The 26436-nt window shown below is 71.2% G+C and carries 23 protein-coding genes; 14 read left to right on the top strand and 9 right to left on the bottom strand.

Annotated elements, in window-relative coordinates; all coding sequences use genetic code 11:
- The 8 genes from G6O69_RS25980 (at position 1) to G6O69_RS26010 (ending at position 8928) form a co-directional block, all read left to right on the top strand.
- Complete coding sequence (locus G6O69_RS25980; RefSeq protein ID WP_176397094.1) at positions 1-1329, top strand: carbohydrate-binding family 9-like protein; 1329 nt, start codon at positions 1-3, stop codon at positions 1327-1329.
- The gene (locus G6O69_RS25985) at positions 1326-3029 is read left to right on the top strand and encodes a CAP domain-containing protein (RefSeq protein ID WP_172306194.1); all 1704 of its coding nucleotides are present in this window, start codon (positions 1326-1328) and stop codon (positions 3027-3029) included. The genes G6O69_RS25980 and G6O69_RS25985 overlap by 4 nt, the downstream gene beginning before the upstream one ends.
- 93 nt (positions 3030-3122) lie before the next feature.
- Positions 3123-4163, top strand: coding sequence for an Rpn family recombination-promoting nuclease/putative transposase (locus G6O69_RS25990; protein WP_172306195.1), 1041 nt, complete (start codon positions 3123-3125; stop codon positions 4161-4163).
- A 205-nt stretch (positions 4164-4368) separates the two neighbouring features.
- Positions 4369-5307 (top strand): S-methyl-5'-thioadenosine phosphorylase, encoded by a 939-nt coding sequence (gene mtnP, locus G6O69_RS25995; protein ID WP_172306196.1) that lies wholly within the window; start codon positions 4369-4371, stop codon positions 5305-5307.
- Between the two features lie 53 nt (positions 5308-5360).
- Positions 5361-6182 (top strand): PfkB family carbohydrate kinase, encoded by an 822-nt coding sequence (locus tag G6O69_RS26000; RefSeq protein ID WP_255215877.1) that lies wholly within the window; start codon positions 5361-5363, stop codon positions 6180-6182.
- The gene (locus tag G6O69_RS40590) at positions 6125-6304 is read left to right on the top strand and encodes a hypothetical protein (RefSeq protein WP_255215878.1); all 180 of its coding nucleotides are present in this window, start codon (positions 6125-6127) and stop codon (positions 6302-6304) included. Before G6O69_RS26000 ends, G6O69_RS40590 begins: the two co-directional genes overlap by 58 nt.
- A gap of 181 nt (positions 6305-6485) precedes the next feature.
- Entirely contained in the window at positions 6486-7274 is a 789-nt protein-coding gene (locus G6O69_RS26005; RefSeq protein ID WP_172306197.1) for a response regulator transcription factor, read from the top strand.
- 169 nt (positions 7275-7443) lie between these two features.
- Positions 7444-8928, top strand: coding sequence for a hypothetical protein (locus G6O69_RS26010; RefSeq protein ID WP_172306198.1), 1485 nt, complete (start codon positions 7444-7446; stop codon positions 8926-8928).
- A gap of 51 nt (positions 8929-8979) precedes the next feature.
- Here G6O69_RS26010 and rocD read toward each other — a convergent pair whose 3' ends face one another.
- Positions 8980-10197, bottom strand: a complete 1218-nt coding sequence (gene rocD / locus G6O69_RS26015) for an ornithine--oxo-acid transaminase (RefSeq protein WP_172306199.1) — start codon at positions 10195-10197, stop codon at positions 8980-8982.
- Between the two features lie 216 nt (positions 10198-10413).
- On the opposite strand from rocD, the gene G6O69_RS26020 reads away from it, so the two are divergent.
- Positions 10414-11367: a carbamate kinase gene (locus G6O69_RS26020; protein ID WP_172306200.1), complete on the top strand. Its 954-nt coding sequence runs from the start codon at positions 10414-10416 to the stop codon at positions 11365-11367.
- A gap of 30 nt (positions 11368-11397) precedes the next feature.
- Here G6O69_RS26020 and G6O69_RS26025 read toward each other — a convergent pair whose 3' ends face one another.
- From G6O69_RS26025 to G6O69_RS26045, 5 genes are all read right to left on the bottom strand, one after another.
- Complete coding sequence (locus G6O69_RS26025; RefSeq protein WP_172306201.1) at positions 11398-12372, bottom strand: hypothetical protein; 975 nt, start codon at positions 12370-12372, stop codon at positions 11398-11400.
- A 7-nt stretch (positions 12373-12379) separates the two neighbouring features.
- Entirely contained in the window at positions 12380-12805 is a 426-nt protein-coding gene (locus G6O69_RS26030; protein ID WP_172306202.1) for an MAPEG family protein, read from the bottom strand.
- A gap of 62 nt (positions 12806-12867) precedes the next feature.
- Entirely contained in the window at positions 12868-13836 is a 969-nt protein-coding gene (locus G6O69_RS26035; protein WP_172306203.1) for a cation diffusion facilitator family transporter, read from the bottom strand.
- Between the two features lie 46 nt (positions 13837-13882).
- Positions 13883-14308: an alternative ribosome rescue aminoacyl-tRNA hydrolase ArfB gene (gene arfB / locus G6O69_RS26040; RefSeq protein ID WP_172306204.1), complete on the bottom strand. Its 426-nt coding sequence runs from the start codon at positions 14306-14308 to the stop codon at positions 13883-13885.
- Positions 14309-14346: 38 nt separating this feature from the next.
- A complete protein-coding gene (locus tag G6O69_RS26045; protein ID WP_346017083.1) occupies positions 14347-16755 on the bottom strand; it encodes a protein kinase in 2409 nt (802 codons plus the stop codon).
- A 213-nt stretch (positions 16756-16968) separates the two neighbouring features.
- On the opposite strand from G6O69_RS26045, the gene G6O69_RS26050 reads away from it, so the two are divergent.
- The 5 genes from G6O69_RS26050 to G6O69_RS26070 all read left to right on the top strand — a co-directional run bounded on the left by G6O69_RS26050 (position 16969) and on the right by G6O69_RS26070 (position 21918).
- Positions 16969-18210, top strand: a complete 1242-nt coding sequence (locus G6O69_RS26050; protein WP_255215879.1) for a nucleoside transporter C-terminal domain-containing protein — start codon at positions 16969-16971, stop codon at positions 18208-18210.
- Positions 18211-18424: 214 nt separating this feature from the next.
- A complete protein-coding gene (locus G6O69_RS26055) occupies positions 18425-19942 on the top strand; it encodes a hydroxymethylglutaryl-CoA synthase family protein (protein WP_172306206.1) in 1518 nt (505 codons plus the stop codon).
- A gap of 141 nt (positions 19943-20083) precedes the next feature.
- Positions 20084-21133, top strand: a complete 1050-nt coding sequence (locus G6O69_RS26060; protein ID WP_172306207.1) for an ATP-binding protein — start codon at positions 20084-20086, stop codon at positions 21131-21133.
- A 113-nt stretch (positions 21134-21246) separates the two neighbouring features.
- Positions 21247-21570: a TerB family tellurite resistance protein gene (locus tag G6O69_RS26065; RefSeq protein ID WP_255215880.1), complete on the top strand. Its 324-nt coding sequence runs from the start codon at positions 21247-21249 to the stop codon at positions 21568-21570.
- Between the two features lie 186 nt (positions 21571-21756).
- Entirely contained in the window at positions 21757-21918 is a 162-nt protein-coding gene (locus tag G6O69_RS26070; RefSeq protein ID WP_176397095.1) for a hypothetical protein, read from the top strand.
- Positions 21919-21948: 30 nt separating this feature from the next.
- Here G6O69_RS26070 and G6O69_RS26075 read toward each other — a convergent pair whose 3' ends face one another.
- The 3 genes from G6O69_RS26075 to G6O69_RS26085 all read right to left on the bottom strand — a co-directional run bounded on the left by G6O69_RS26075 (position 21949) and on the right by G6O69_RS26085 (position 26419).
- Entirely contained in the window at positions 21949-23943 is a 1995-nt protein-coding gene (locus tag G6O69_RS26075) for a hypothetical protein (protein ID WP_172306208.1), read from the bottom strand.
- A gap of 39 nt (positions 23944-23982) precedes the next feature.
- Positions 23983-24291 carry a hypothetical protein gene (locus G6O69_RS26080; protein ID WP_176397096.1) on the bottom strand — a complete coding sequence of 103 codons (309 nt, stop codon included), beginning with the start codon at positions 24289-24291 and terminating at the stop codon, positions 23983-23985.
- A gap of 145 nt (positions 24292-24436) precedes the next feature.
- Entirely contained in the window at positions 24437-26419 is a 1983-nt protein-coding gene (locus G6O69_RS26085; RefSeq protein WP_172306210.1) for a PAS domain-containing sensor histidine kinase, read from the bottom strand.
- Positions 26420-26436: the final 17 nt, after the last annotated feature.

Below are 26436 nucleotides of genomic sequence, written 5' to 3' on the forward strand. Positions count from 1 at the left end.
GTGGTGCGCCGCAAAGGGCTCGAGCACAGCGGCCGGCGCCACGCCGGGCTCGCGCTCTTTTGTGCCGCGCTGAGCTGCGGGGAAGGGGAGGCCGCGCCCGCCGATCGTCGCGCCGTGGTCGAGCGACCGCTCGACGCGGGGGACGGCGCCGCGCAGGGGAGCGAGGGCGCGGTCGGATCCGGCGTGCAGGCGTTCAGCGGCACGCTCCGCTTCACCCTCGGCGCGCTGCGTGGGGTCAGCGTCGAGCCGGCCGCGCTGGTCCCCACTCGGGTCGACGGCGAGGCGCCGTCGCCGGTGCACCTGCGCTTCGAGACCGAGGGTCTGGCGGGCGCGGAGGGTCGCCTGGGTCTGCTGCCGCCGCGCGGCGCGGCCGAGCAAGGGGTCGCCTTTGGCGAGCCCGGTCAGGGCGAAGATCCGCGCGCGCGCTGGATCGACGTGACGATCGACGTGGACGGTGAGCAGCGCTTCGAGCTGCCGCCGCCGGGTCCCGAGTGGCACGCGCCATGGGCCGTGATCGTGCTCGAGCTGCGCATGGGTCACCGCCACCTGCGGGTGCGCTCGGGCCCGCGCTCGGAGATGCTCTCGGACGGCACGCGCCACATTGGCGGCCGGGCGGTGCTGGCCCTCGTGCCGGTCGAGCGCCAGCCCACGGCGGTCGAGGCCGCGCGCGTCGAGCCGGGGACGATCACCCTCGACGGTGAGCTCGACGAGGCCGTCTGGCGCATGCGCCCGCCCGCGCGCCTGCTCTCCAGCCTCGACGGCGAGCCCGACGAGGCTCTCGAAGCCGGGCTCGGCGGCCCCACGCAGGTGTGGTTCGCCTGGGACGAGGCGCAGCTCTACGTCGCCGCCTCGCTCCCGGATCCCGACCTCTACGCGCCCCACCGCGAGCGCGACGATCCGCTCTATCGAGAGGAAGCCTTCGAGGTGTTCTGGGCCGCGGACGACTCGGCGCGCCGCTACCTCGAGCATCAGGTGTCCGCGCGCGGCGTCCACTTCGACGCCCGCTTCCCTCGCTACCGCGAGGGCGACGAGGGCTGGGACGGCAGCTGGCGCAGCGCCCTGAGCCTCGACGGCGCCCTCGATCCTCGGGGGGGAGATCGCGGTTGGCGCGTGGAGCTCGCGTTTCCCTGGTCCGAATTGTGCGCGCACACCAAGATCTCGTGCCCCCCCAAGCCCGGCCAGGTGCTGCGCGGCAACGTCTTTCGCCTCGAGAAGCCCGATCGCGAGGCACAGCACGGCCTCGCGCTCAGCCCCACGCTGGCGCCGGACTTTCATGCCTGGCAAAACGCTGCGCGGATCATCCTCTCCGACACCCCGACCGACCCATGAAATCGCCGTCTTCGCGCCTCTGCTCGCTCCTGCCCACGCTGCTCGTCCTCGCGGTGTCCGTGGGCGCGGCCGCCTGCGATCGTGGGACCAGTGGCGGCGGGGGGAGCAGCGAGGCCCCACACCCCAGCCGGGGCACGGGCCGGCACATCCGCGAGATCGAGGCCTCCGCGCGGCCCAGCGGTGAGCCGGCGCAGACCTATGGCGTCGCTCGCGAGCACGCGCTGACGCCCATCGAGGCCGAGCTCCTCTCTCAGGCCGAGGCCGCCTTTGGCGGCTCGCTGACCCACGACCCCTCGCTCTCGGCCATGGTCCGCGACCTCGCGGTGACCAGCCCGAGCCGCTTCGACATGCCGCCGACGCTGCTCGACGCGCTCATGGCCTGGCACGGCGTCGCGGATCCGCAGCCGGCGGTGATCGTCGTCGAGCTCGCCGGGCGCGAGCACGGCTGTGACCGCGAGCCGCTGCCCGACTGCGCCGGCGCCGTCGCGGCCATCATCGAGGAGGTCTCGCGCACCCTCGAGACCCAGCCCCAGGCGCGCTGGCGCGTGGGCGTGGGCGTGGCGGCGGTCGACGGGGGGAGCAAGACGCGGATGATGGTCGGGGTGGTCGAGCGGGGCATCGAGCTCGCGCCGATCCCCGTGACCGTGGCCGCCGGCGGCGAGGTGCGCGTCGACGGCCGGCTGCTCGGCGCGCGCCGGGCCCCTCGCATCGAGCGTGTCGATCCGCGCGGACACTGGGCGCGCTTGCCCGCCGTGGTCGGCAGCGACGGCTCGATCCAGTCCGACGTCCCCTGCGACGGAGGCGACGGCATCTACCAGGTCGAGCTCCTCGCCGACGGCCGCCTCGGCCCCGAGGTCGTCGCCAACTTGCGGGTGTTCTGCGGCGTCGAGCGCCCCAGCGAGGTCGTCTTCGTCTACGAGCGCCTCGGCCCCAAGGTCACCGCCGCCGACGTCGTGCGCGGCAACTTCGATCTGCTCAACGAGGCCCGCGCGGCCCGGGGGCTGCCCGCGCTGGCCTGGGACGATCGCGCCGCGGCCGTCGCCGCAGCGCACAGCGCCGACATGGCCCAAAACGGCTTCGTCGGCCACGTCTCGCCGACCTCTGGCGACGCCACCGCCCGCTTCGAGCACGCCGGCATCGTCGGCGTCGTGGTGCGCGAGAACGTCGCCCGTGGCTACGGGCCCAAGGGCGTCCACGAGAGCCTGATGAACAGCCCGGGGCACCGCGCCAACCTGCTCGCCGAGGACGTCAGCCACGTCGGCATCGGGGTGGTCTTTGGGGAGCCCGAGTCCTCTGCGGCCGACGCCCCGCGCCCGGTCTTCCTGACCCAGAATTTTTACGCCAAGCCCGGGGCCGACGCCCCCGAGAAGCCCGGCCCGGCCCTCGTCGAGGGGGTCGACGCGCTGCGTGCCGAGGCCGGCGTGGGCGCCCTGAGCTGGGACGCTGGCTTGACCAAGCTCGCCCAGCAGCGGGCCGACGCGTCCGTGGGCGTCGGCCCGGCCGTGGACGATCAGGACTTTCGCGAGGCGATCGCCTCCTTGGGCTTCTCGAGCCTCGAGCAGCACCAAGTCTCCGGCGGGCGCTTCGACATGCTGCTGACCCTCGAGCTGTGGCGGGAGCTCCCCGCGGGCGCGAAGGTCGGGGTGGGCATCTCGCGGGCGAAAGAGCAGTTCGTGCTCGTCATCCTGGTCGGGGGCTGACGTCGCCGCGAGGGCAAGCGGCCCGCCAGCGGGCCACCGCGCTCCGGCGCTCGGCCTCGACTTGGATCGAGCGTGGTGTCAGCTTGGTCCAGGATGACGAGTCGACCCCACGACGCCCTGTTCAAGGCTGCCTTCGAGGACCCGAGCCACGCCGCGGGCTTGCTGCGCGGCATGTTGCCCGAGGACCTCGCCTCGAGCATCGCCTGGGGGACGCTCAGCCCCGAGGCGGGGTCCTTCGTCGACCGTGCCCTCGCCGACAGCCACAGCGATCTGCTCTTCTCCGCGAGCCTGCGCAGCGGCGAGCGAGCGCTGCTCTATCTGCTGCTGGAGCACCAGAGCAGCAACGACCCCGACATGCCCAAGCGCATGCTCGAGTACCTCCTGCGTGTCTGGGATCGCCACCGCGCCGGACCCAGCGCGCCGCTGCCGATGACGATCCCCCTGGTACTCAGCCACGCCCCCGAAGGCTGGACGGCGCCGCGCTCGCTGGGGGAGATGTTCTCGCCGCGACCCGAGACCATCCCCAGCTTGGCGACGCACGTGCCTGGTTACACCTTGCTGGTCGACGATCTGCGCCAGGTGGACGACGAGGCGCTGCGCCGGCGGGCGCTCGACGCCTTCCCCAAGCTCGCGCTGTGGCTGCTGCGCGACGGGCGGGACACGGAGCGGCTCTTGCGGGGGCTGGCCGACTGGGTGGATGCATTTCACGAGGCCTGGCAGAGCCCCAACGGGGCGTCTGCGGTGGCACGCTTGCTGCGTTACGTCGCGCTGGTCACGGGGGACCTGCGCTACGAGGACTTTTATGCGACGATCGTCGCGCAGATCCCCGAGACCGAGGAGGTCGTGATGACCATCGCTGAACAACTGAGGGCTGAAGGGCGAGAGCAGGGGCTGGCCGAGGGCCTGGAACAGGGCCTGGAGCAGGGCCTGGAACGAGGCTTGGAGCAGGGCCTGGAGCAGGGCCGAGAACAGGCGCGCGCGCAGGTGCTCGCCCGGCTGCTGCGAGCGCGCTTTGGCGCGCTCCCGGAGGCCTACGCCGCGCATATCGAAGCGGCCGGCATGGACGCACTCGACCGCTACCTCGACCGTCTGCTGAGCGCCTCGACCCTCGAGGCCGTGTTCAACGACGCCTAGGAGCCGCGCTGGGTTCCACCACGGGCTCCTAGGGCGGCAATCAGCCGCTCTAGTGTGCGCTCCAGAGGAGTCGACGGGCCCGCTGGCCGCTCGGATCTCCTCGCCGAGTCACGGATGCGCTCATACCGGGGGCGGAGCTCACGAGCCCGCGCATCGACAGCTGAGGGCGCGCCCGCTATAAGGGGCGCCGTCTCTGGCCGCTGCGATGACTCAATCCGCGCCACACCCCGCCTCTCCCGAAGCCCGCGCCGAGGTCGTCCTCGGGGTCATCGGTGGTTCGGGCCTCTACGCCATGGACGAGCTCGAGGACCTCGAAGAGGTCACCCTCGACACGCCCTTTGGCGCGCCCTCGGGGGCGTTCACCGTGGGCAAGCTGCCCCGCGATGGCGCGCCTCCGCTGAAGACGGTGTTCGTCTCGCGCCACGGTCGCGGCCACCTGCTGCTGCCCGGGGAGATCAACTACCGGGCCAACGTGCACGGCCTCAAGCAGCTCGGCGTGACCCACCTGCTCTCGGCCTCGGCCGTGGGCTCGCTGCGCGAGGCCATCGCGCCCGGCCACGCGGTGATCCCCGACCAGCTCATCGATCGCACCAAAGCCCGCGAGACCAGCTTCTTCGGCCAAGGCTGCGTGGCCCACGTGCAGTTCGGCGATCCCATGGACGCGGCCCTGCGCGGCCGCCTGCTCGACGCCGCCGAGGCCGTGCTCGCCGACGAGCCCGAGGGCGTGGCCCTGCATCGTGAGGGCACCTTGGTGGTCATGGAGGGCCCCGCCTTCTCGACCCGCGCCGAGTCGGAGCTCTACCGCAGCTGGGGCGCGAACATCATCGGGATGACGGCGCTGCCCGAGGCCAAGCTCGCCCGCGAGGCCGAGATCGCCTACGCGCTGCTGGCCACGGCCACGGACTATGACTGCTGGCATCAGTCCGAGGAGGAGGTCAGCGTCGACGCCGTGGTCGCGGTCATGCAGGCCAACGTCGCCCGGGTGCGCAAGATCGTCCTCGCCCTCGCGCGCGCGCTGCCGGAGCGCTGCGCCGACCTGCCCTGGCCGCGGGCCATCGAGGGCGCACTGATCACGGATCCCGCGCGGATCCCCGCGAGCACCCGCGAGCGCCTCGAGCTCATCGTGGGGCACTACCTTCGCTAGTCGGCTCAGCGCACTTCGCGAGCCAAGTAAAAACAGAGACTGAGTAAGTCGCCATGCAAGCCAAGAACAAGCTGGTGGTCGTCGGCAGCGTCGCCGTCGACTGGGTGATCACGCCGAGGGCCGAGCGCGAGGAGAGCGTCGGTGGAGCCGCGGTCTTCTTCTCCATGGCCGCCGCGCCGCTGTGCCCGGTGCAGCTCGTGGGCATCGTCGGTCAGGACTTCCCGGCCGCGGCGATCGCCGATCTCGAGGGCGCCGAGGTCGACCTCGAGGGCCTCGAGCGCAGCGAGGGCAAGACCTTCCGCTGGAAGGGCCGCTACCACGAGAACATGAACTCGCGGGACACCCTCGAGACGCACCTCAACGTGTTCGAGGACTTCTCGCCCAAGCTGCCCGCCAGCTATCGCGACAGCGAGTTCCTGTTCCTGGCCAACATTCAGCCCAGCCTCCAGCTCGACGTGCTCGAGCAGATGAACGGCCGGCCGCGGCTCGTGGGCCTCGACACCATGAACCTGTGGATCGACATCGCCCACGACAAACTGCTCGAGGTCCTGGCACGCGTCGACGTGCTCACGGTCAACGAGGAGGAGGCGTTGCAGCTGACGGCCGAGACCAACCTCGTCCGCGCCGCTCGCAAGATCCGCGAGCTCGGCCCGCAGACTGTGGTCATCAAGCGCGGTGAGTACGGTGCGCTGTGCTTTGGTCCAGAGGACAGCCTGTTCGCCGCGCCGGCGCTGCCACTGGATGACGTCATCGATCCCACAGGCGCAGGGGATAGCTTCGCGGGCGGCTTCATGGCCCACCTCGCGCGGGCGGCTTCATGGCCCACCTCGCGCGGGCTGGCGATCTCTCGGCGCAGAGCGTCCGCGAGGCCGTGATCTGGGGCTCGACCATGGCCAGCTACAGCGTTCAGGGCTTCTCCTATGACACCCTGCGCGGGCTCTCGGCCGAGGACATTGGCGCTCGGTACCAACGCTTCGTCGATCTGACCCGTTTTTGACAGCTAAAGTGCCCCCAAACTTGGGGCACAGGCCACCGCTGGTGTATGCTCTCATACCTGCGAGTGAGCGCACAAACCCCTCTTGGGGGTCTGCCCTTTGGCTTCACGGCAATAGCGCCTTTTGAAGCACGTGGGCGTGGACACAAAGCGCGCCATCTTGCAAGGTAGACTCGAGGTTCACGTGAGCGACATTGACTCGGCCAACCGTTGGATCCCCGACATTCCGCCCAATCTCGGCCGCGCTTCGCGAGCCAAGCCCAGGATCCTCGTCGTCGAGGACATGGACGTCGTGCTCGAGATGTACCTGCGCACCCTCAAGGGCGCGGGCTACGACGTCGTCGGCTGCCCCACGAAGGCGGAGGCGTTGGTCGCAATTGGCGAGCAAGGTGACTTCGACGCGGCCCTGCTCGACTTCTCGCTGCCCGACGGCACCGCCCTCGACATCGTCCCGGTGCTCCTCGACAACAAGCCGCTGACCAAGGCGCTGGTCGTCACCGGTCAAGACGACGAAGAGGTCCCCGCGCAGCTGATGAGCGCCGGGGCGCATGGCTACATTCAAAAACCTGTCGAGGACGCGGGCCTGTTGGCCGGCATTGGCAATACCGTCAGGGCCACGCAGGCCTGGCGCGTCGCCTTGGGTCAAAAGGGCGGTGATTCTGCGGTCACCAGTGAAGAGGACGTGATGCTCCGGCTGCAGACCCAGCCGATCGAGTTCGACATCCGCCACGCCCTCGCGCGCCTGCAGTTCGTCGCTGGCCTCAGCCCGGTGCAGACCATCACGGCCTGGCGCCTGCTGTGGGGCGACACCGACGCGATCATCGCCGAGCTCCTCGGCTGCACCAAGCGCACGGTCAAGTATCACGTGTCGCAGGTGCTCGCGCGTACGGGCGCGCGCTCCCGCTCGGATCTGCTGCGGGTCCTCCTCGAGGACGCGGGCATCGAAGATCCCTGGGCCAAGCCCAAGGCCTGAGCTCGAGTTTTTGGTGTCTGAATGACCGGCGCGTCGATGCCGGTCGATATCGCCCTCGCTGGCTGTCCATCAGCCACCGAGGGTTTGCGTATTTTGCTCGACCTGGTGTCTGGACAATGTTTTTCGGCACCTCGTGTACCAAAATGAGAGGGGGTTGCTAGATTTTAGCGTGTCTCTCAATACGCTTTTTGCACTTCGATCGCATCTCGCACTCTGCCTAATTTTCTCTGTCACAGGGTGCGGAGACTCCTTTGGAGACGACGAACTCGGGCAGGGGAGCGAGGGCGCGAGCGAGGACACTGACGAGGTCGGGAGCTCGGGCAACGAAGAAGAGAGCGGCGGCGGGTCGCAAGATGAGAGCAGCGGGGATCAGGACGAGAGCAGCGGGGATCAGGATGAGAGCAGCGGAGACCAGGACGGGAGCAGCGGAGACCAGGACGGGAGCTCGGAGGCCGAGAGCGGGAGCTCGGAGACCGAGGTCGAGAGCGGGAGCTCGGAGACCGAGGTCGAGAGCGGGAGCTCGGGGGTCGAGGGGGAGAGCGGCAGCGGGGAGGAGGAGAGCACGGAGGAGAGCACGGATGACCACAGCGGTGGCAGCACCGATGACCACGGTGAGAGCAGCACCGACGGTCACGAGGATAGCGGCGGCGCCTTCATCCCGGTGCCGGAGCGCTTGGTGCTGAGCTCGGCCTCCGGGGCGCGGGCCTGGGTCGATCCCGCGCTCTCCGACGTCTTCGTCCCGGACCCGGATCTCAGCTTCGGCACGAGCGTGTTCCTCGACAGCGTGGTCGTTGGTCAGCGCGTGTTCACGGCGGATCTGAACGGGGGCCTGCGGATCTTCGAACCGCTCGAGGCTCTCGAAGACGGCGCGGCGCCCAGCGTGGTGGTGCCCTCGGGGGCTGTCTACGACGGCTGGATCTCCGAGCGGACCACCATGCGCAGCGACACCGGGGGCGGGCTGTGGATGGTGACCGAGGCGGGGATGGTGCACTTCGAAGACGCCGGTGAGATCGACGCTGGCAGCGTCGCCGACGCCTTGCTCGAGATCCCCAGCGGCCTCGCCGTGCTCGGGGCGATCCACGAGGGCAGCGATCGCGCCTTCGTGGCGAGCGGGTCCCAGCTGTGGATCTGGGAGCAGGCGTCGACCCGCGTGGGCATCGACGCCGACTTCGACGAGAGCTTGCCGCTGATCTACGCCAACGACCTGATCGTCGCCGGCGACAAGCTGGTGATCTCGCAATTCGGCGAGCCCAAGCTGGCGATCTACGACGCGGAGACCGTGTCCGCGGGCAACCCCGAGCCAGAGGCCACACTCGACGGCCTCTTCAACCCCGGGGGCCTATACAGCTGGAAGGATCTGCTCTTCATCATCGACTCCGGGGTGATCCGCATCCACGACATCGACAACCTCGGCCTCGCCAACAACATCCTCTACGCGGCCGAGGGCGAGCCCGCGGAGCTGATCTACAGCTCGAGCCACGTGCTCTACGTGCGCTTCGCCGACGAGGTCGAGGTCTGGTCGAGCGTCCCCGACGAGCCGGCGAAGACCCAGCTGCTCAGCGCCGAGAGCGAGGCCCTGGGCATGGCCCTGGAGGAGTGCTTCTCGGACGAGAACTGCGAGTTCGGGCAGTGTGTGGCTGGCGTGTGTCGCTGATCTGATCTGATCTGGTCTGATCTGAGCGCAGGAGATCAGGCCGCGCCGGGCTCAGCCGCCGAGCACGGCGCGCAGACGGGCGAGGGCCCACTCGAGATCGGCCTTCTCGACGACGAGGGGCGGCGCCAGGCGGATCGTGTGGGTGTGGGTCTCCTTGCAGAGGATGCCCTCGCGCTGGAGGGCCTCGCAAAAGCGCCGGGCGCCGCCGGCCTCGGGGTGGAGTTCGATGCCGTACCACAGGCCGATGGCGCGCAGCGCCTTGATATGCGGCGAGCGCAGGGCCTCGAGCTCGTCGCGCATCCACGCGCCGAGCTCGGCCGAGCGCGAGATCAGCTGCTCGTCGACGAGCACGCCGAGGGCCGCCTCGGCGACGGCGCAGGCCAGCGGGTTGCCGCCGTAGGTCGAGCCGTGGGTGCCCGGGGTGAACACGTCCATGACGGCGGCGTCGGCGAGGAAGGCCGAGACGGGGTAGAGGCCGCCGGACAGGGCCTTGCCGATGGTCACGCCGTCGGCTCGCACGCCGCTGAGGCTGTGGGCAAAGAGCGCGCCGCAGCGCCCGAGGCCGGACTGGATCTCGTCGCAGATCAGCAAGGCGCGATGCTCGTCGCACAGCGTACGCAGGCCCGGGAGGTAGTCGGCCGGCGGGATGATCACGCCGCCTTCACCCTGCACGGGCTCGACGAGCACCGCGACGATCGCCTCGCCCTGCTCCGAGAACACCCGCTGGGCCGCGTCGAGATCGCCGTAGCGGACGACCTCGAAGCCCGGGGTGAAGGGGCCAAAGCCTCCGCGCGCGCCCTCGTCCGTGGAGAAGCCGACGATCGTCGTGGTCCGTCCGTGGAAGTTGCCCTCGCAGACCACGATCTTGGCCGCGCCGGCGGGCACGCCCTTGACCTCGTAGCCCCACTTGCGCGCGGCCTTGATCGCCGTCTCGACGGCCTCGGCGCCGCTGTTCATCATCAGCACGCGCTCGTAGCCGCTGAGCTCGCTGAGCTGCTTGCACAGCGGCCCAAAGCGATCGTTGCGAAAGGCTCGCGAGGTCAAGGCGAGCTGCTTGGCCTGCTCGATCAGCGCGGTGACGATGCGCGGATGGTTGTGGCCCTGGTTGACGGCCGAGTAGGCGGCCAGGCAGTCGAGGTAGCGCTTGCCCTCCAAGTCCCACACCCACGGCCCCTCGCCGCGGGTCAAGACGACGTCCAGCGGGTGATAGTTGTGGGCGGCGTAGCGGTCTTCGAGGGCGATCCAGCGGCCAGGGTCGACGTCACTCATCGCCGCTATCATGGCCCATCGAGGTGGGGGCGACCAGCGTGCTCCGGACGCGGGGGCGTCTGCGGCGTCGCAGGTGTGAACATTCGAGCGCGGTCCCAGGTCGTGCGGACCGAGCCGGAGGTGGGGTGTCTCCGGGGGACGTGGCTTCGAGCAGACTGCCGCCCTAGGCTATGGATGATGGATGTCGTGAATCGAGGGGAGGGGACGCGTTCGGACATGTCGACGCCGACCGCGGTCGTGGCCATGGGCGGGCACGCCTTCATGCAGCCGGGTCAGCGAGGGACCTACGCCGAGTCCACGCAAAACGCCCGGCGGATCTGCGCCGAGCTCATGCAGCTCGTCGAGCGCGGCTACAACCTGGTGCTCACCCACGGCAACGGGCCGCAGGTCGGCGATCTGCTCGAGCAGGTCGAGCGCTCGCGCGAGCGGGTGCCGGCGCAGCCCCTCGACGCCCTCGTCGCCCAGACCGAGGGCAGCTTGGGCTACCTGCTCCAGCGCGCCTTGCTCAACGAGCTGCGCGCCCGTTCGCTGCGGCGCTACGTGGTCACGGTCGTCACGCAGGTGATCGTCGACGCCGAGGACCCGGCCTTCGCCACGCCGACCAAGCCCGTGGGTCCAGCGATGACGCAGGCGGTCGCCGAGCAGCGGGCGGCGCAGTGGGGCTGGGAGATCGGGCAGGACGGGCAGCGAGGCTGGCGGCGGGTCGTGCCCTCGCCGCGGCCGGTCAAGGTGATCCAGCGCCACATGATCCGCGAGGCCGCGCTCGCGGGGCACCTGGTCATCGCGGCCGGCGGCGGCGGGGTGCCCTGCGTCAAGGAGCCCGAGTCCGGGGACTACGTGGGCATCGAGGCGGTGATCGACAAGGACCTGACCTCGAGCGTGCTGGCCACGGACGTGGGCGCCGATCTCCTGGTCATCCTCACCGCCGTCGACGGCGTCTACCTCGACTTTGGCGGCCCCAACGAGCGCCGCCTCGGGGCCGTGACCATGGCCGAGTGCCGGCGCTACATCGACGCGGGTCACTTCCCCAAGGGCTCCATGGGGCCCAAGGTCGAGGCGATCTACGGCTTCTTGGAGCGCGGCGGTCGGCGCGGCTTGATCACCGACGCCGAGCACCTGCGCGAGGCCCTCGAGGGCCAGGCGGGGACGCACTTCGTCGGCCGGATCTGAGCGGGGCGGCTCAGCTCGGATCGCCGCGGATCAGATCGTCGCGCCGCCGGTGCTCATGGGCCCCTCGTCGTAGCTCGTGCCACCGGGGATCAGCAGCAGGTCATCCCAGGACGGCCCGTCGCTGCGGTGGACGACGAGCTCGGGATCGCCGTCGCCGTCGGCGTCGATGGCCGCCAGGGGCGTGTAGGCCATGGGCGGGACGAAGCCATGGACGGCGAGCTCGGCGTCGAGGTAGCGCAGGCGCCAGCGTGGGGCCGGGTCGGCGCGCTCGGGCTCGAGCGAGAACAGCCCGAACCACCGGCCACCAACGGCGATCCAGCGCGTCGAGTCGCCCTCGCGCTCGCCCTCGATGTCGGCGCGGACGAAGGCCAGGCTGCGCTCGGCGAGGGCGGGCGGAGGATCGGCGTGGGCTGGCACCTCGAAGAGGCCGTCGATCTCGGCCACGCGGCCGGCGAGGGCGGTGCGCTCGGCGGCGCTGGGCGTCCAGGCGAGCGAGCGCGCGGGGGCTTGGTAGGCGCCGGTGACCAGCAGGCCGCTGCCGAGCTCACCGCTCTCGCGCTCGAAGCCGAGCTCGTAGCAATTGGTGACGTCGTAGCCCTCGCCGCCAGTGAGCACGAACGCACCGACGAGCGCGCCGTGGCGGCCCACGGCGTGCCAGCGCGAGCCTGGCACGGCCCAGCCTGTGCAGTCTTCGGGCTCGTGGGCGTGGATCCTCGAGCCGCCGTCTTCGTCGGGGCGAAGCGAGAAGAAGGGCACGTGGGGGTCGCTCGCCAGCCAGCGCTGCTCGCCGGGGGGCGCCGGGACGCCGGCGTCGGCGGGCAGGGGAGCGCCGGTCGTGATCCTGGCGGCGGGGTCCTCGGCGGCGTCTCGCGCCTGGGCAGCGTTCGTCACGGCCGCGGGCGGGGTGTCGGTGCAGCGCGTGGTGGTGGGCGGCGCGGCGCAGGCCGAGCACAGGCCGAGGCCGAGCCAGAGGTGCGCGAGAGGGCAGGGCGCGTGGCGGTGCACGGTGGCCTCAGCTCAGCGCCGCGATCGCCAGCTGGACCGCCAGCCCGACCATCACCAGCACCGAGAGCCCAAAGAAGATCGTGCGCCAGGGCTGGAGACCCTTGAGGTAGACGATGGAGTGCAGCCAGCGGAGCACGGTGAAGGAGATCAGGTAGGCCATGGCGCCCGTCGTGCTCGGGCTGCTGGTCTGCACGTAGAGGAAGCCGAGGATCAAGAACAGCGGGATGCTCTCGAGGGCGTTGCGGTGGGCCGCCTGCACGCGCAAGACCGGCTCGACCTCCTGCGCGTCGAGCTTGCCCTCGAAGGCCTTGGCGTCTTCGGCGTTGACGAAGGTCTTGGTCTTGGCGCGGAAGAAGCCCGTGGCGAAGGTCAGGAACCACAGGTTGCAGGCGAGGGCCACCGTGCACAGCAGGTAGATGTCGAGGGCATTCATGGCGCGGGAGCATAACGTGCCATGGACGCCAGCGGGGCTCGGCGCCCGCTGGGTCAGCGAGATCACTCGCAGCGCTGCGAACAGTCGATGTCTGGCGGCTCGAGCTGCAAGGTCGTGTGCGCGATGCCAAAGCGCTTCTCGAGCTCGCGCCCGGTTGTTCGTAGCAAGGTCTGCGCGCGCTCGGGCTGGTCCACGACCAGGTGAACGGTGAGCGCGACCTCCGTGGTGCCCAGGGCCCAGACGTGGAGATCGTGGAGCGCGAGGACACCCGCTTGGCTGCTGAGGTACCCGCGCACGGCGTCGAGATCGATGTGCCGAGGGGCCGCGTCCAGGGCGAGCTCGATGGCCTCGCGCAGCAGCGACCACGTCCCGACGAGGATCACGGCCGCGATGATCAGGCTGACCGCGGGGTCGAGCCAGGCCCAGCCGGTCCAGGCCAGGAGCGCGCCGGCGATCACCACCCCGACGGACACGGCCGCGTCGGCGGCCATGTGGAGCACGGCGCCGCGCATGTTGAGGTCCTCGTGGCCGTGATGATCGTGGTCGTGGTGATCGTGGTCGTGGTGATCGTGGTCGTGGTGACCGTGGCCGTGGCCGCGGCCGCTGCGGTGGAGCAGCCAGGCGCTGAGGGTGTTGATGACCACGCCGATGCCGGCCACGAGCATCATCAGCCTGGCCTGGGCCGGCGCGGGGGAGGTGATGCGCTCGATGGCCTCCCAGGTCAGCGCCCCGGTGGCCGCGATCAACAGCAGGGCGTTGGCGAGGGCGGCGAGGACCGTGGACTTGCGCAGGCCGTAGGTTCGGCGGCCAGTGGGGGAGCGCGTCGCCAGCCAGGCGGCGCCCCAGGCGAGCAGCAGCCCGAGCACATCGCCGAGGTTGTGGGCCGCGTCGGCGAGCAGCGCGACGGAGTCGGCGAGCACGCCGTAGCTGAACTCGGCGATGACGTAGCCGACGTTGAGCAGCGCACCCAGAGCGAAGGCCCGGTTGGCGCGGGCGTCGAGACCCTTGCGGGTGGACGGGGCCGGGTCCATGCGGCGATGGTCGCACGCCCACGAGGGCGAATGCTGCGCGGGCAGCTCAGCCTTCGTGCACGGGCCCGCGGCCTGCCTTTTTCTGGCTCTGGCGGCGCTTGGCCGCGACTCGCCGGGCCTTGGCCGCCCGGCTGGGCTTGGTCGGGCGCCGGCGCTTGGGCCGGTCGAGGGCCTCGGTGACGAGCTGTGCCAGGCGCTCGCGGGCGAGCTCGAGGTTGCGGTCCTGGCTGCGGGTCGCGGCGCAGCTGACGAGCACGCAGCCCTCGGCGTCGAAGCGGCGCCCGGCCATGCTCCGCAGGCGCTCGCGCGCCCAGGCCGGCAGGACCTGGGAGCGGGGCAGATCCCAGCGCAGCAAGACCTTGGTGGAGACCTTGTTGACGTGCTGGCCGCCGGGCCCACCGGCGGTCGAGGCCGTCCACGAGAGCTCCCGCGCGGGGATGCTCAGCGTGTCGTTGACGACGAGGTCGTCCATGACGGCGCAGTGTAGCGCGGACGCGGCGAGCGGCCAGCTCAGTCTCGGCTGTTGATCCGCGGCGTGACCCAGATGGCCTCGGCGCGGCTGCGGACCAGGGCGCGGATGCCCTCGAAGGCCAGGCGCGCGCGCAGGCGATCGAAGAGCGGGCAGTGCTCGAGCCAGTCGAGATCGACGAGCACGCTCTCCGCGGCCTCCTGCATGATCTCGAGGGCGAGGTCGTCGAAGCCGTGGCGCGCCGCGACCTCGGCGGCGAACTGGCGGACCATGGAGGTGAAGCGCGGGTTTGGGGCCGCGGCGCACACGTGCTGGAGGTTCTCGCGCAGCTCGTCCTCGCTCACGGCCTCGCTGGCCATCATCCGCGCGAAGCCGCTGGTCAGCGAGGCCTCGGGGATGTGCTCGAGCAGGATCTGGTGGGCCTGATCGACGCGCTGGCGATCGTCGAGCCAGGTGCTGGCGCGGATGTCGAGCATGATGGCGCGCATCTCCGGGCGCGCGCCGGTGACCTCGGCGAAGCGAGCCATCTGGGCGGCGAAGCCCTCGGCGTCGCCGCGCAGCGCCTTGTAACGGGCGATGTCCGGGAGCACGAAGACCAAGCTGGGGTCGAGCTCGAGGGCGAACTCGAGGTGGCCGACGCCCTGCTCGGGGCGCCCGGCCTCGAGCTGCAGGCGCCCGAGGTACTCGTGAGCGGCGGCGTAGGTCGGGGCGATGCGCAGCGAGGCGGCGAGGTAGCCGGCCGCCGAGCGATACTCGCCGTGGTGGACGGCGTGCATGGCCGCAGCCAGCTGGGTCTCCGCGAGCTCGGGGGCGAGCTCGAGGGCCTTGGCGACGGCGGCGTCTGCCTTGGCGCGCCAGTCGGGCTCGTCGGCGAGGTCGCGGGGCACGAACCATGCGCGCAGGCAGGCGATCGCGTAGCCCGAGAGCGCCGGCTTGAACTCGGGGGCGAGGGCGAGGGTCTGCTCGTAGCAGACGACCGCGCCCTTGGGCCCCTTCCAGTCCCACGCGCGGGCGAGCTGGCGCGCGCGCAGGTAGGTCTCGACGGCGTCGGCCGGGGCCTCGCCGCGGTGGGCGATGTCCTCGAGCTTCAGGCGCAGGGCCTCGGCGATGCGCTTGCCCATCTTGTCCTGGAGCTCGAACACGTCGGAGAGCGGGCCGTCGTAGCGCTCGCTCCACAGCTGAAAGCCGCTGCCGACGTCGAGCAGCCGCGCCGAGATCCGCACGCGCTTGCCGGCGAGCTGCACCGTGCCGTCGACGATCACGTCGACGCCGAGCTCGCGGCCGATGGTCCGCGGGTCGCGGCTGCCGGCCTCGGCGAAGCGGGCCGTGGCCCCGCTGCCCGAGACCTTGAGCCCGCGCATGGTCGAGAGCACGTCGATGAGCTCGTCGCTGAGCGCCTCGGCGATGTAGAGCTCGGCCTCGGGGCCGCGGTAGCGGAAGGGGAGCACGGCCAGGGCGCGGCCCGAGGTGGTCGTCGTCGGCGTCGACACGCTGGTCAGCGCCGTCGTGCGTGGGGCCGGCGGCAGCGCCGAGATGTTGGTGTCGACGTTGATCGTGGCCAGACTCAGCGGGCCGTCGTCGCGACCAAAGTCGACGGCGCTGCTCGCCAGGCGCTCGACGACCTCGGCGGCGTTGATGATCCGCCGCTCGCTGCCCCGGGCCAGGCAGCCCTCGAGCACGCCGACGAGCTCGGGCGGGACGTCGGTCTGGGTGCGGAGATCGGGCAGCGGGTGGTTGATGCGGGCCATGGCCATGGCCATGGCCGTGTCGCCCGAGAAGGGCAGGCGACCGGTGAGCATCTCGAAGAGGATCAGCCCGAGGGCGTAGATGTCGGCCGGCGCGCCCACGCGGTCGCCAGAGATCTGCTCGGGCGCCATATAGGCCGGGGTGCCCAGCAGCCCGCCGGTCTGCAAGGTCGCGTCGTTGCCCTGGAGCGCCCGCGCGATGCCGAAGTCCGTGAGCACCACTCGGCCGCTGCGCTCGAGCATCACGTTGGCGGGCTTGAGGTCGCGGTGGATCACGCCGGCTTGGTGGGCGGCCGCGAGGCCCTCGGCGATCTGTCGCGCGAAGTCGATGGCGCGGGCGTGAGACGGCCGGTTGCGGGCCAGGAAGGTCCGCAGGCTCTCGCCGTCGACGTACTCCATGGTCAAGAAGCGCCAGCCCTGGAACTCGCCGAGATCGTAGGTGCGGGCGACGTTGCGGTGGGTGACCCTGCGGGCGAGTCGGACCTCGCGGCGGAAGCGATCGATCACCTCCGGGGTGGCGCTCATGATGTCGAGGAGTTTGAGCGCCACGACCTCGCCGACCTCGCGGTCGTGGACACGGAACACCGAGCCCATGCCACCGCGGCCGAGCACGCGCTCGATCTCGTAGCGCCCAGCGAACAACTCACCTACGGAGAGCGGCGAGCGCACGGCGAGCGTCGCATCGTCGGTGTGCGTGTCGGACACGCACCCGACGGTAGCAGAAAAGCCCGCCAAATCGCCTGATTCGCCGGGTGCGAAGCCGCGCTTCGACCGCAGGGGATCCGCGCGAGGGCGAGCTCGAGCGGCTGTCCTCGAGATCATCTTCGGCCCTCTTCGGTTCAAAGGTGGTCTCGGGCGCAAAAAGCGCTCGATGATCGAGCCCAACCGCGAGGCGGGGTGCCGTAGCATGGCCCGGCCTTGGGAATCCATCGGCTCGTCTCGGTCCTCGGCGCCCTGGTCATGCTCGGCGTCGCCTTTGCGTTTTCGAGCAACCGCAAGAAGGTCGATCTGCGCGTCTTGCTGTGGGGCGTCGGCTCCCAGTGGGCGCTCGCAGCGGTCCTGTTGTGGGTGCCCTGGGGGAAGTGGGCGCTCGAGAAGCTCGCCAACTTCGTGACGGCGATATTGGCCCACTCCTACGCGGGATCGGCCTTCGTCTTCGGCGACCTCGGTGTCCAGGGTGGCGGAGCGTCCAATCTCGGCGTGGTGTTTGCGTTTCAGATCTTGCCGACCATCGTGTTCGTGGCCGCGCTCTTCGCCGTCCTCTATCACCTCGGTGTCATGCAGCTGATCGTCGGCGTGCTCGCCAAGATCATGGTCAAGACCATGGGCACGAGCGGGGCCGAGTCGCTGTCCGTGGGCGCCGCGGTGTTCATGGGTCAGACCGAAGCACCACTGACCATCCGTCCCTTCCTCGCCAAGCTCACGCGCAGCGAGCTGTTCTTGGTCATGGTCAGCGGCATGGCCACGGTCTCGGGGGCGATCCTCTCGGCCTACGTGGCGATCGGCCAGGTCGAGATGAAGTTCCTGCTCGCGGCCGTGGCCATGACGGCGCCCGCCTGCGTGGTCATGGCCAAGCTGATGATCCCCGAGGAGGAAGAGCCCGAGACCCTCGGTGAAGGCTCCTTCGAGCTCAGCAAGCCCGAGGACTCCAACTTGCTGCTCGCCGCCGCGGCCGGGACCTCCGACGGGCTCAAGCTCGCGGTCAACGTCGGCGCCATGCTGATCGCCTTCATCGCTCTGGTCTCGCTGATCAATGGCGGCCTCGGTGCCATCCCCTGGACGCCCGGCGGGGAGCCGCTGACCTTGCAGATGATCCTGGGCTGGCTGCTCGCGCCGATCGCCTGGCTGATGGGCGTGCCCTGGGCCGACTGCCAGGAGGTCGGCGCGGTGCTCGGGACGCGGACGATCCTCAACGAGCTGATCGCCTTCGGTGACCTGCGTGCCGTCGCCGATCAGATCAGCCCGCGCTCGAACGCGATCGCTATCTTCGCGGTCTGTGGCTTCGCCAACGTGTCGAGCATCGGCATCCAGATCGGCGGGCTCGGAGCGCTGGTCCCCAGCCGCCGCAAGGACATCGCCGAGCTCGGCGTCCGGGCCCTGGTCGCCGCGACCCTGGCCAATTTCTCGACGGCCTGTGTCGCCGGCGCGCTGATGAGCTGAGGGCCGATCCGCGGGGGGCTCTCCCGGTGGACCGCGTGTTCACCCCGCCCTCGCTCGGCGCAGATACGCGCCGAGCGCTGGTGGTGGCTCGAGAACGTAGTTCAAACCCAGGTCGCGTAAAGTGCGCATATACTGTGATGGCGGTCACTATGTGCCCTCCGCGTGATCGAGTTCTCTTCACGCCCGCCAGCGCGGGTCGAAAGCTCGCCGAGACATGAGCGACGCAAGCGACACCAACACTCCGGGCATCAGCGCGATCTCGATTTACCTGCCGAGGCTGCGGGTGGATCTCGAGCAGTGGTGCGCGTGGACCGGGGCGCCCTGGGCCAAAGTCGGCGCCGTGGTCGGGCGGAGCTTTCGGGTCTGCGACCCGAGGGAGAACGCCTACACCATGGCCGCGAACGCGGCGCTTCGGTTGATCCTGCAAAACGATCTCGACCCGCGGCGCGTGGGCTTCTTGGGCCTCGGCACCGAGTCCTCGACGGACAACGCAGCCGGCGCGGTGATCGTGCGCGGGATGGTCGACGCGGCCCTGCGCCAGCGCGGGCTGCCAGCGCTCGCGCGCGACTGCGAGGTGCCCGAGTTCAAGCACGCCTGCCTGGGCGGGGTCTATGCCACCAAGGCCGCCGCGCGCTACCTGGCCTGCGAAGGTCGCGGTCGCCTGGCGCTGGTGATCAGCTCGGACATCGCCGAATACCAGCGCGGCAGCTCTGGCGAGCAGACCCAGGGCGCGGGCGCGGTGGCCTTTGCGATGGAGAGCAACCCGCGGCTCGTGGCCCTCGATCTCGCGCGCGCGGGCTCGGCCTCGAGCTACCGCGGCTACGACTTCCGCAAGCCCTTCGCGCGCCACTTCATGGAGGGCTACGTGCCCGAGGGCGCGCGGCCCCGGGACTTCCCGGTGTTCAACGGCAAGTACAGCACGCTGTGCTACATCGACGAGGTCATGGCCGCCTTCGACGGCATGTTCGAGCGCCTCGGTGCCCAAGGCGATCGTCGCGCGGCCTTCGAGTCCTTCGCCGCGGTGTTCATGCACCGCCCCTATCACCACCTGCCTGGCGCCGCGCTGGCCACGGCCATGGCCCGCGAGTTCGCCCGCGCGCCCGAGGGCACGCCCGGGCGCGGCGAGTTCGAAGAGCTGTGCGGGCAAGCTGGCGTGGCCGCGGACGCGGTCCGTCAGGAGCTGGTGCAGGCCGGCGACCACGGCTTCGATCTGTGGTCGGAGGCGCGGGAGCGCGGGGCCAACCACGATCCCTACGTCGCCCTGGGCAAGGTCGCCAAGGTGCTGCGCGGCGGCGCGTGGTTCCGCGGCCTGCTCGCGGACAAGCTCGGCCTGGGCAGCGATCTCGTGCGCGAGGTCGGCAACCTCTACACCGCCTCGCTGCCCGCGTGGCTGGCCGCCGGCTTCGAGGACGCGCACACCAGCGGGCGCGATCTCGACGGGGCCGAGGTCTTGCTCGTCGGCTACGGCAGCGGCGACGCGGCCGAGGCCATCCCCGCGCGGGTCATGCCGACCTGGCGCGAGGCCGCCGCGCGGATCGGCTTCGCCGAGGCCCTCGGGGGCGCGGTCGATCTCGATCGCGAGCAGTACGAAGCGCTCCACGACGGCCGCGAGGTCGAGGGGCTGCCGGGCTTCGAAGACACCTTCGCCGTGGCCCGGGTCGGGGAGGCCAACCGCCCCGACTTCCAGGACATCGGCGTCGAGTACTATCGCCTCCCGCGCGTCGAGCACTGAGCCGTTCAAAAGTCGCGCGCTCGCGTGGCTGCGGTCGACCTCGCGTCGCCCGCAGTCACAGGGGGCCGAGCGCCAGCCCGCGCGCCGGGTCGGCGGTCTGGCCTGGATCTTGGCGAGGGAACGGGCGACACTGCCCGGGCCTTGATCAAGCGCCTCGAGATCGAGAATTACGGCTGCATCCGTCGGGCCGAGATCAAGCCGACGCCGTTGCACGCCCTGGTCGGGCCCAGCGACGTGGGCAAGTCGACCTTCCTCAAGGCCGTGCAGGCGCTGTCGCGCTTCATCTCCTTGGAGATCGACGGCCGCCAGGCCCCGCTGATCCCCGCCAAGGCCCGAGACACGGTCAGCTTGACGGCCGAGTTCGCGGGCAGCCTGGGCTTCAACGTCGGCTTTGCGCCGCGATCGCGGACCCTCGAGACCTACATCCGCGAGTCGATGCAGGGCGAGTGGCTGGGCTACCGGCACATCACGCCCGACTTCCAGTGGGCCTCGGAGATCCCCGCGCCGGTCGCCGGCTTCGCCGAGCAGATCCGCGGTCGCCTCGACTGCCGCCAGCTGCACCTGCACAACAGCGCGCTGTGTCGCGACAGCCCGCTGCTCGCCGAGGGCGCCCCGGTGCTCTTCGACGAGGAGGGCCACGGCCTGGCGGGCGTCTACGATCGCATCTTGGCTCGGAGCGACGACGCCTTCGATCGCGTCACCCAGCGGCTGCGCGGGCTGTTCCCGTGGATCGGCGGCATCGAGGTCAACACGATCTCGCCGGTGACCAAGAACTTGTTCGTGCGCACCCTCGACGGCCAGCGCGTGCCCGCGCTGGACGTGGGCGTGGGCGTGATGCGGATGCTCGCCTGGGAGGCGCTGCGCTTCGCCGATCGCCCGCGCCTGCTGCTCATCGAGGAGCCCGAGGCCGGCCTCTCGCCCGCGCTGGTCCGCGAGGTCATGAGGCTCCTGCGTGACCTCACTGTCGACGCACGAAACCCCACGCAAGTGCTGATCGCCACCCGCAGCCCGCTGGTCGTCGCCGAGCTCGACCCCCAGGAGGTCACCTTGGTGACGCGCCACCCCAGCGAGGGGACTCGGGTCAGCGCGCTCGCAGACGCGCCCGCAGAGTACCTGGCGCCGGCCCTGCGCCTGCCCCGGGGGCTGCGCTGGCTGGATCTCGCCGATGGGCTGATGCAGCCCGGATCCTGAGCCGGATCCTGGAGTTGATCCTGGGTTGCCGGGCCGGCCGGCACGGGGGTCGCTCCCCCCAGACGAGGTGGCTTTTGACCCCTCGGGACCCCCAGCCGTGGTAGGGTGCTGCCATGCCAGCGTCGCTGCCTCGCGAGGACCGCCTGCGCCTGATGAAGTTCGTGTGCTCCTTCGCCTGGGCCGACCTCGAGATTCAGGACGAGGAGCGGACCTTGGTCGGCAACATGATCTCGCGCCTCGGCCTCGAGGAGGATCGCAAGCAGGTCGAGAGCTGGCTCAAGCATCCGCCGCGCCCCGAGGACGTCGACCCCACCGAGGTCCCGCCGGAGCACCGCCAGCTCTTCCTCGAGGCCGTCCGCGAGATGGTCAACGCCGACGCGCGGGTCGACGAGGCCGAGGCCGAGTCCCTCGCGCTCTTCGAGCAGCTGCTGAGCTGAGCGCAGCGCGTGAGGGCGCCCGCCATGGCGGCGTAGAGCTCGGCGAGCTCGCCCTCGACGAAGGCTCGCCGCCAGCGCGCGGGCTCTCGCGCGGCGAGGTGGACGCCCGGGAGGCTGGCGACCAGGCCATCGCGCAGCGGGCCGCCGTGGAAGGGGAGCGCGTCGATCACCTGATCGTCGATCTTGGTGAGCAGCGAGAGCATCGCCGCCGCCTCTCCGAGGGCGCGGCGCTCGGCGGGATCCGGCCGCGCGAGGTGGGCCGAGGCCGTGCGCAGCAAGTCGCCCTCGAGTGGATCGAGCGCGGCGGGCCGCTGCGGCTCACCCAGTGGCGACATGCGGCGAAGGTAGCACGTGTGCGCGGCTGCGCGCCCGCAGACCTCAGCGCAGGGGCAGGGCGCGGACGGACTCGATCATCGGCAGCTCGTCGTCGGGGTGGTAGCGGCTGTCGAAGATCAGCAGTCGACCGTCGGCGGCGAAGCGCGGGGCCTGATCGCTGCGGGCGTTGTGGGTCAGGCGCTGGGGCGCGGCGGGTTCGTGGCGCGGACCCAGGGGCAAGACGACGATCTCGTAGGCGTCCGCCGGATCGCCGTCTTCGCCGGGCGCTGCAAAGGACGCCGCCCAGGCGGCGTGGCTGCCCGTGGGCGAGAGCGTGAGCTCGCTGGCCTCCCGGGGGAGGGCGTCGACGCGGGGGCGGAGCTCGACGCCCTCGCGCCCGCGGGCGATGGCCGCGGCGAGGCGATAGTCCGGGTCCAAGGCGTTGGTCCACGCCTCGGCTGCCTCGGCTCGCCAGCCGATCTGGACGAGGCGCCCTCCCTCGGGGCCGTCGACGTGGGCGATCACCGAGGCCCCGTCCACGAGGGGGAAGAGGTCGACGAGCGCGTAGTCCGAGGCCTGCGCCATCGAGGGCGAGGGGGGGGGGCGAAGGGGTGGCGAAGGGGTGGGAGAGGGCGAGAGCAGGGCGTCGATGGGGACGATCGCCAGCTCGATGGTGTCGTCGACGCGCGCGGGCGGCAGGCGGATCCAGACCAGGGCGTCGAGGTGCTTCGCGGGCTCGTCGAGCTCGGCCGGGCCAGCGGGGGCCCCAGGCGTCGAGGCCGACTCGACCGCGGCGGCCTCGGCCAGGTCGAGGCTCGCGGGGACGATCACGGTGTCGTCGTCGAGCCAGCGCAGCGCGTGGTCGCGCAGCGAGACCCCGGGCAGCGCGAGCTGTCGATAGGCCCGCATGCGCAGGTCGGCCCAGGACAGCTTCCCATCGATGACCGCGGCCGTGTGCCCGCTGGCCCGCGGGATCCCGAGGGAGCCGTCGCCGAGCCGGCGGATCTGCCCGCGGGCCTCGAACTGGCAGCCCTCGCCGCTGAGCACCCACAGCTCGGAGACCCAGCGATCGGCGGGGATCAGCAGGGCGTCGCCGGCCGGGCCGATGACGAAGCCCTCGTCGATGTCGAGGGTCTCGGGGAGGTCGGGGCAGGGGCGGCGCTGGGGCTGATCCCAGGGCGGCCCGAGCACGAAAAAATGGGCCGCGTTGCCGCCCTCGCGACCCCAGCGGCTGGCGAGGCCGTCGACGCTGTGCCAGGCCCCCGCGGCGCTGGCCAGGAGCACCTCGCCGTTGGCCAGCGGCCAGGCGAGCAGGCGCTCGAAGGGATCGGCGAGCTCGATCGGGGGCCCCGCGTCCGTCGCCGCGGACTCGTCTTCGGCGAGCTCGCGCCAGGCCTCGAGCTGGCGCGCCATCACCTCGCGCGCGCGCTCGTAGGCGAGCAGGTGATCGACGGTGCCCGCCGAGCCAAAGCGGATCATCAGGTCGTTGCTGGCCGCTCGGGTGCGCGCCTTGGCGAGCGCTGGCTGGGCGAAGAGAGCCAGGAGCAGCCCGACCTGCTCGCCCGCGGGCTTGTCGTGGCTGACCTCGGGGAGCGGGCCAGCGAAGCGCAGGTGCCGGCCGAGGTCGCCCACGGAGAGCACGGCGAAGCTCGCCCCCGGCGGGGCCTCGAGCGCACCCTCGGGCGCGGGGTCGAGGCTCGAGAAGTCGTAGCGCTCGCCGTGGGCGAGATCGAGGGCGAGGTAGCCGATGCCCTGGCGGTCGGCGAAGCGCGCCATGGCGTCGAGCTCGGAGCGCTCCGGGGCGCCGCGCCGACCCTCGCTGATCAGCTCCGCGGCGGTCATGTGCAGGGGATCGAAGCCCTCGTGCTCGAGGAACTCGACGAGCTCGGTGTTGGGGGCGACGAGCAGGACCCGGGCGGGGTCCTCGGCCTGGCCCTCGCCGCCGCCGCCGAGCAGGGACCAGGCGCCCACGCCCAGGCCGGCGATCAGCCCCGCGACCAGGAGCGCGCGCAGGGGAGAGGGGCGGCGCGCAGCCGCGAGCGGGTCCGGGGAGGCCACGCGTGGGAATTTGGCATGGCCCGGGGGCGGGTCCAAGGCTCAATCGGTGACGAAGACCCGCGCGACGAAGACCGCGCGCTGCTCGTCTCGGGCGCCGGGCTCGAGCTCGCCCTCGCCGAACAGACGCGAGAGATCGAGCGCGACGCTCGAGACGAGCAGCGCGCCCTCGGCCGACGAGCGGGGCTCGGCGTCGGGGGGGATCCCGATCGACGCGGCGGGCGGGGCCCAGGCCCTGCGCCGTGATGGCCGCGGTGAACAACTGGGGTCCCTCGTCCTCGGCCCAGGAGCCCGTGGTGGAACCCAGCGCGGCTCCTCGCGCCGGGGTTTTCGTCGAGGGCGCGAAGCCAAAACGCCGCTGTACCGGGCGTACCGCAAGTTTTGGCGACAACGCCATCGGCGGAAGGACCAAGCGAGGTGTCGTGTTGGGTTTCACCACGGGCTCCTGGACCGCCGCGAACGCGAACACCAGCCCGAAGATCACGCGGGCGATCGTTCAGGTTCGTCGGCGGGTCCGCCCGAGCATCCGGCCGACGCGCTCGACCAGGATCTGCGGTCGATAGGGCTTGGGGAGGAAGTCGACGTTGTGGTCGGTGTGGCTGCGGGCGTGCTCGGGCTGGTCGAAGCCGCTGCTGAAGAGCACGGGCAGCGTCGGTCGGCGTGCGCGGAGCTCCTCGAAGATGTCGACGCCGCCGATCCCCGGCATGTCGACGTCGAGGACCGCGAGCTCGAGCTCGCTGCCGAATTGGTCGATCAGCGCGAGGGCCTGGGTCCCGGTCTCGGCCTCGAGCACCGAGTGGCCGTGGTTCTTGAGCGCGTCGACGATGGTCCGGCGGACCCGCGGCTCGTCGTCGACGACCAGGACCAGGGCCGCGCGGTCGTCGGCCTGGAGGAGGTTGACCTCGGCGAAGGCCTTGGGCGCACGCTTGGGCGTGGCTGCGGGGAGCAGCAGGCGAAAGCGGGTCCCGTGGCCGAGGTTGCTCTCGACCTCGAGGCCGCCGCCGTGGGCCCGGACGATGCCCAAGACGCTGGCCGTCCCCAGCCCGTGGCCGGCGGACTTGGTGCTGAAGAAGGGATCGAAGATCCGCGTGCGCGTGTCCTCGTCCATGCCCACGCCGTCGTCTTCGACCTCGAGGCTGGCGTAGCGGCCGGGGCTGATCGGCCCCGGCAGCTCGAAGGCCGCGGCCGCGCTCGCGTCGATCTCGACCTGGCCGGTGCGCACGATCACCGCGCCCTCGCGCTCGCCGATGGCCTCGGCGGCGTTGCGGACCAAGTTGACGACGATCTGCTGGAGCTGCTTGGCGTCGCACTCGAGCTCGCAGGGCGGGCCGTGCTGGATCTCCAAGCTGGCGTGCTCGCCGACGGTGGCCAAGAGCAGCTCGCGGATGCTCTCGATGTAGCTGCGCAGGCTGACGCGCTCGCGCTGGCGCTGACCCTTGCCGGCGTAGGCGAGCAGCTGGCGGGTGAGCTCCGAGGCGTGCCCGGCGGCCTCGATCGCCTCCTCGAGGTAGGCGGTGACCTGGCGCATGGTCTCTTCCTGCCCGGGCGGCAGGGTCATCTGGGCGAGCTCGACGCTGCCGATGATCGCCGAGAGGATGTTGTTGAAGTCGTGGGCGATGCCGCCGGCGAGCATGCCCAGGCTCTCGAGCTTCTGGGCGCGGAGCAGCTGGGCCTGGAGCTCGCGGCGCTGGGACTCGGCGCGCAGGCGCTCGCTGACGTCGAAGATCGCGCCCTCGAGGAAGCACAGCTCGTCGCGGTCGTCGTAGATGCCCTGGCCGTGCTCTTCGATCCATCGCAGGCTGCCGTCGCGGTGGAGCAGGCGGTAGTGGAGGTGAAAGGGCTCGCGGGCCGCCAGCGCGCGATCGAGCTCGGCCCGCACGGTCCGCTGGTCGTCCGGGTGGCGCATGTGCGTGACGTTGAGCTCCTCGTCGATGAAGCGGTCGCTGGGGTAGCCGGTGATCGCCTCGATGCCGTCGCTGAGGAAGAGCATCGAGTAGCTCTCGTTGTTGCGGCACAGGTAGACGGCGCCGGGGACGTTCTGGGCGAGGGTGCGGAACAGGTCGGCGCCGAGCTCGTCATCGCCCTCGACGTCGACGAAGGTCAGCGCGCCGAAGCTGCGCTCGCCGGCCTCGGCCTCGGTCCACGAGCCCGACCCGAAGATCGGGAGCACGCGCAGGCGCATCCAGATCCACTCGCCTTGAGGGTTGCGCAGGCGAGCGCGGACGCGCGAGCCCTGGCCGCCGACGGCGTCGATGAAGGCGCGGCTGAGCACGGGCTGGTCCTCGGCGTGGATCAGCTGGTTGTGGGGGACGCCGCGCAGCTCGAGGGGGTCGACCCCGAGGCGCTCGGCGTGGCTGTTGCTGGCGCGCTCGAGCTCGCCGCCGGCGTTGATCTGCCACAGCAAAGCACCCGCGTGCTCAAAGATGAGATCGAGGGCGCGTTGCTCGGGAGAGCGGTCGAAGCTGGCGTCGCGGGCCACGGCGAGGCGTCGCGCGA

The sequence above is a fragment of the Pseudenhygromyxa sp. WMMC2535 genome (genome assembly GCF_011083025.2).

What these genes read in the sequence shown, in the direction of transcription:
- G6O69_RS25985 (WP_172306194.1), top strand. Translation starts at nt 1,326, where the DNA reads ATGAAATCGCCGTCTTCGCGCCTCTGCTCGCTCCTGCCCACGCTGCTC.
- G6O69_RS25990 (WP_172306195.1), top strand. Translation starts at nt 3,123, where the DNA reads ATGACGAGTCGACCCCACGACGCCCTGTTCAAGGCTGCCTTCGAGGAC.
- mtnP (WP_172306196.1), top strand. Translation starts at nt 4,369, where the DNA reads ATGACTCAATCCGCGCCACACCCCGCCTCTCCCGAAGCCCGCGCCGAG.
- G6O69_RS26000 (WP_255215877.1), top strand. Translation starts at nt 5,361, where the DNA reads ATGCAAGCCAAGAACAAGCTGGTGGTCGTCGGCAGCGTCGCCGTCGAC.
- G6O69_RS40590 (WP_255215878.1), top strand. Translation starts at nt 6,125, where the DNA reads ATGGCCCACCTCGCGCGGGCTGGCGATCTCTCGGCGCAGAGCGTCCGC.
- rocD (WP_172306199.1), bottom strand. Translation starts at nt 10,197, where the DNA reads ATGAGTGACGTCGACCCTGGCCGCTGGATCGCCCTCGAAGACCGCTAC.
- G6O69_RS26020 (WP_172306200.1), top strand. Translation starts at nt 10,414, where the DNA reads ATGTCGACGCCGACCGCGGTCGTGGCCATGGGCGGGCACGCCTTCATG.
- G6O69_RS26030 (WP_172306202.1), bottom strand. Translation starts at nt 12,805, where the DNA reads ATGAATGCCCTCGACATCTACCTGCTGTGCACGGTGGCCCTCGCCTGC.
- G6O69_RS26035 (WP_172306203.1), bottom strand. Translation starts at nt 13,836, where the DNA reads ATGGACCCGGCCCCGTCCACCCGCAAGGGTCTCGACGCCCGCGCCAAC.
- arfB (WP_172306204.1), bottom strand. Translation starts at nt 14,308, where the DNA reads ATGGACGACCTCGTCGTCAACGACACGCTGAGCATCCCCGCGCGGGAG.
- G6O69_RS26055 (WP_172306206.1), top strand. Translation starts at nt 18,425, where the DNA reads ATGAGCGACGCAAGCGACACCAACACTCCGGGCATCAGCGCGATCTCG.
- G6O69_RS26065 (WP_255215880.1), top strand. Translation starts at nt 21,247, where the DNA reads ATGCCAGCGTCGCTGCCTCGCGAGGACCGCCTGCGCCTGATGAAGTTC.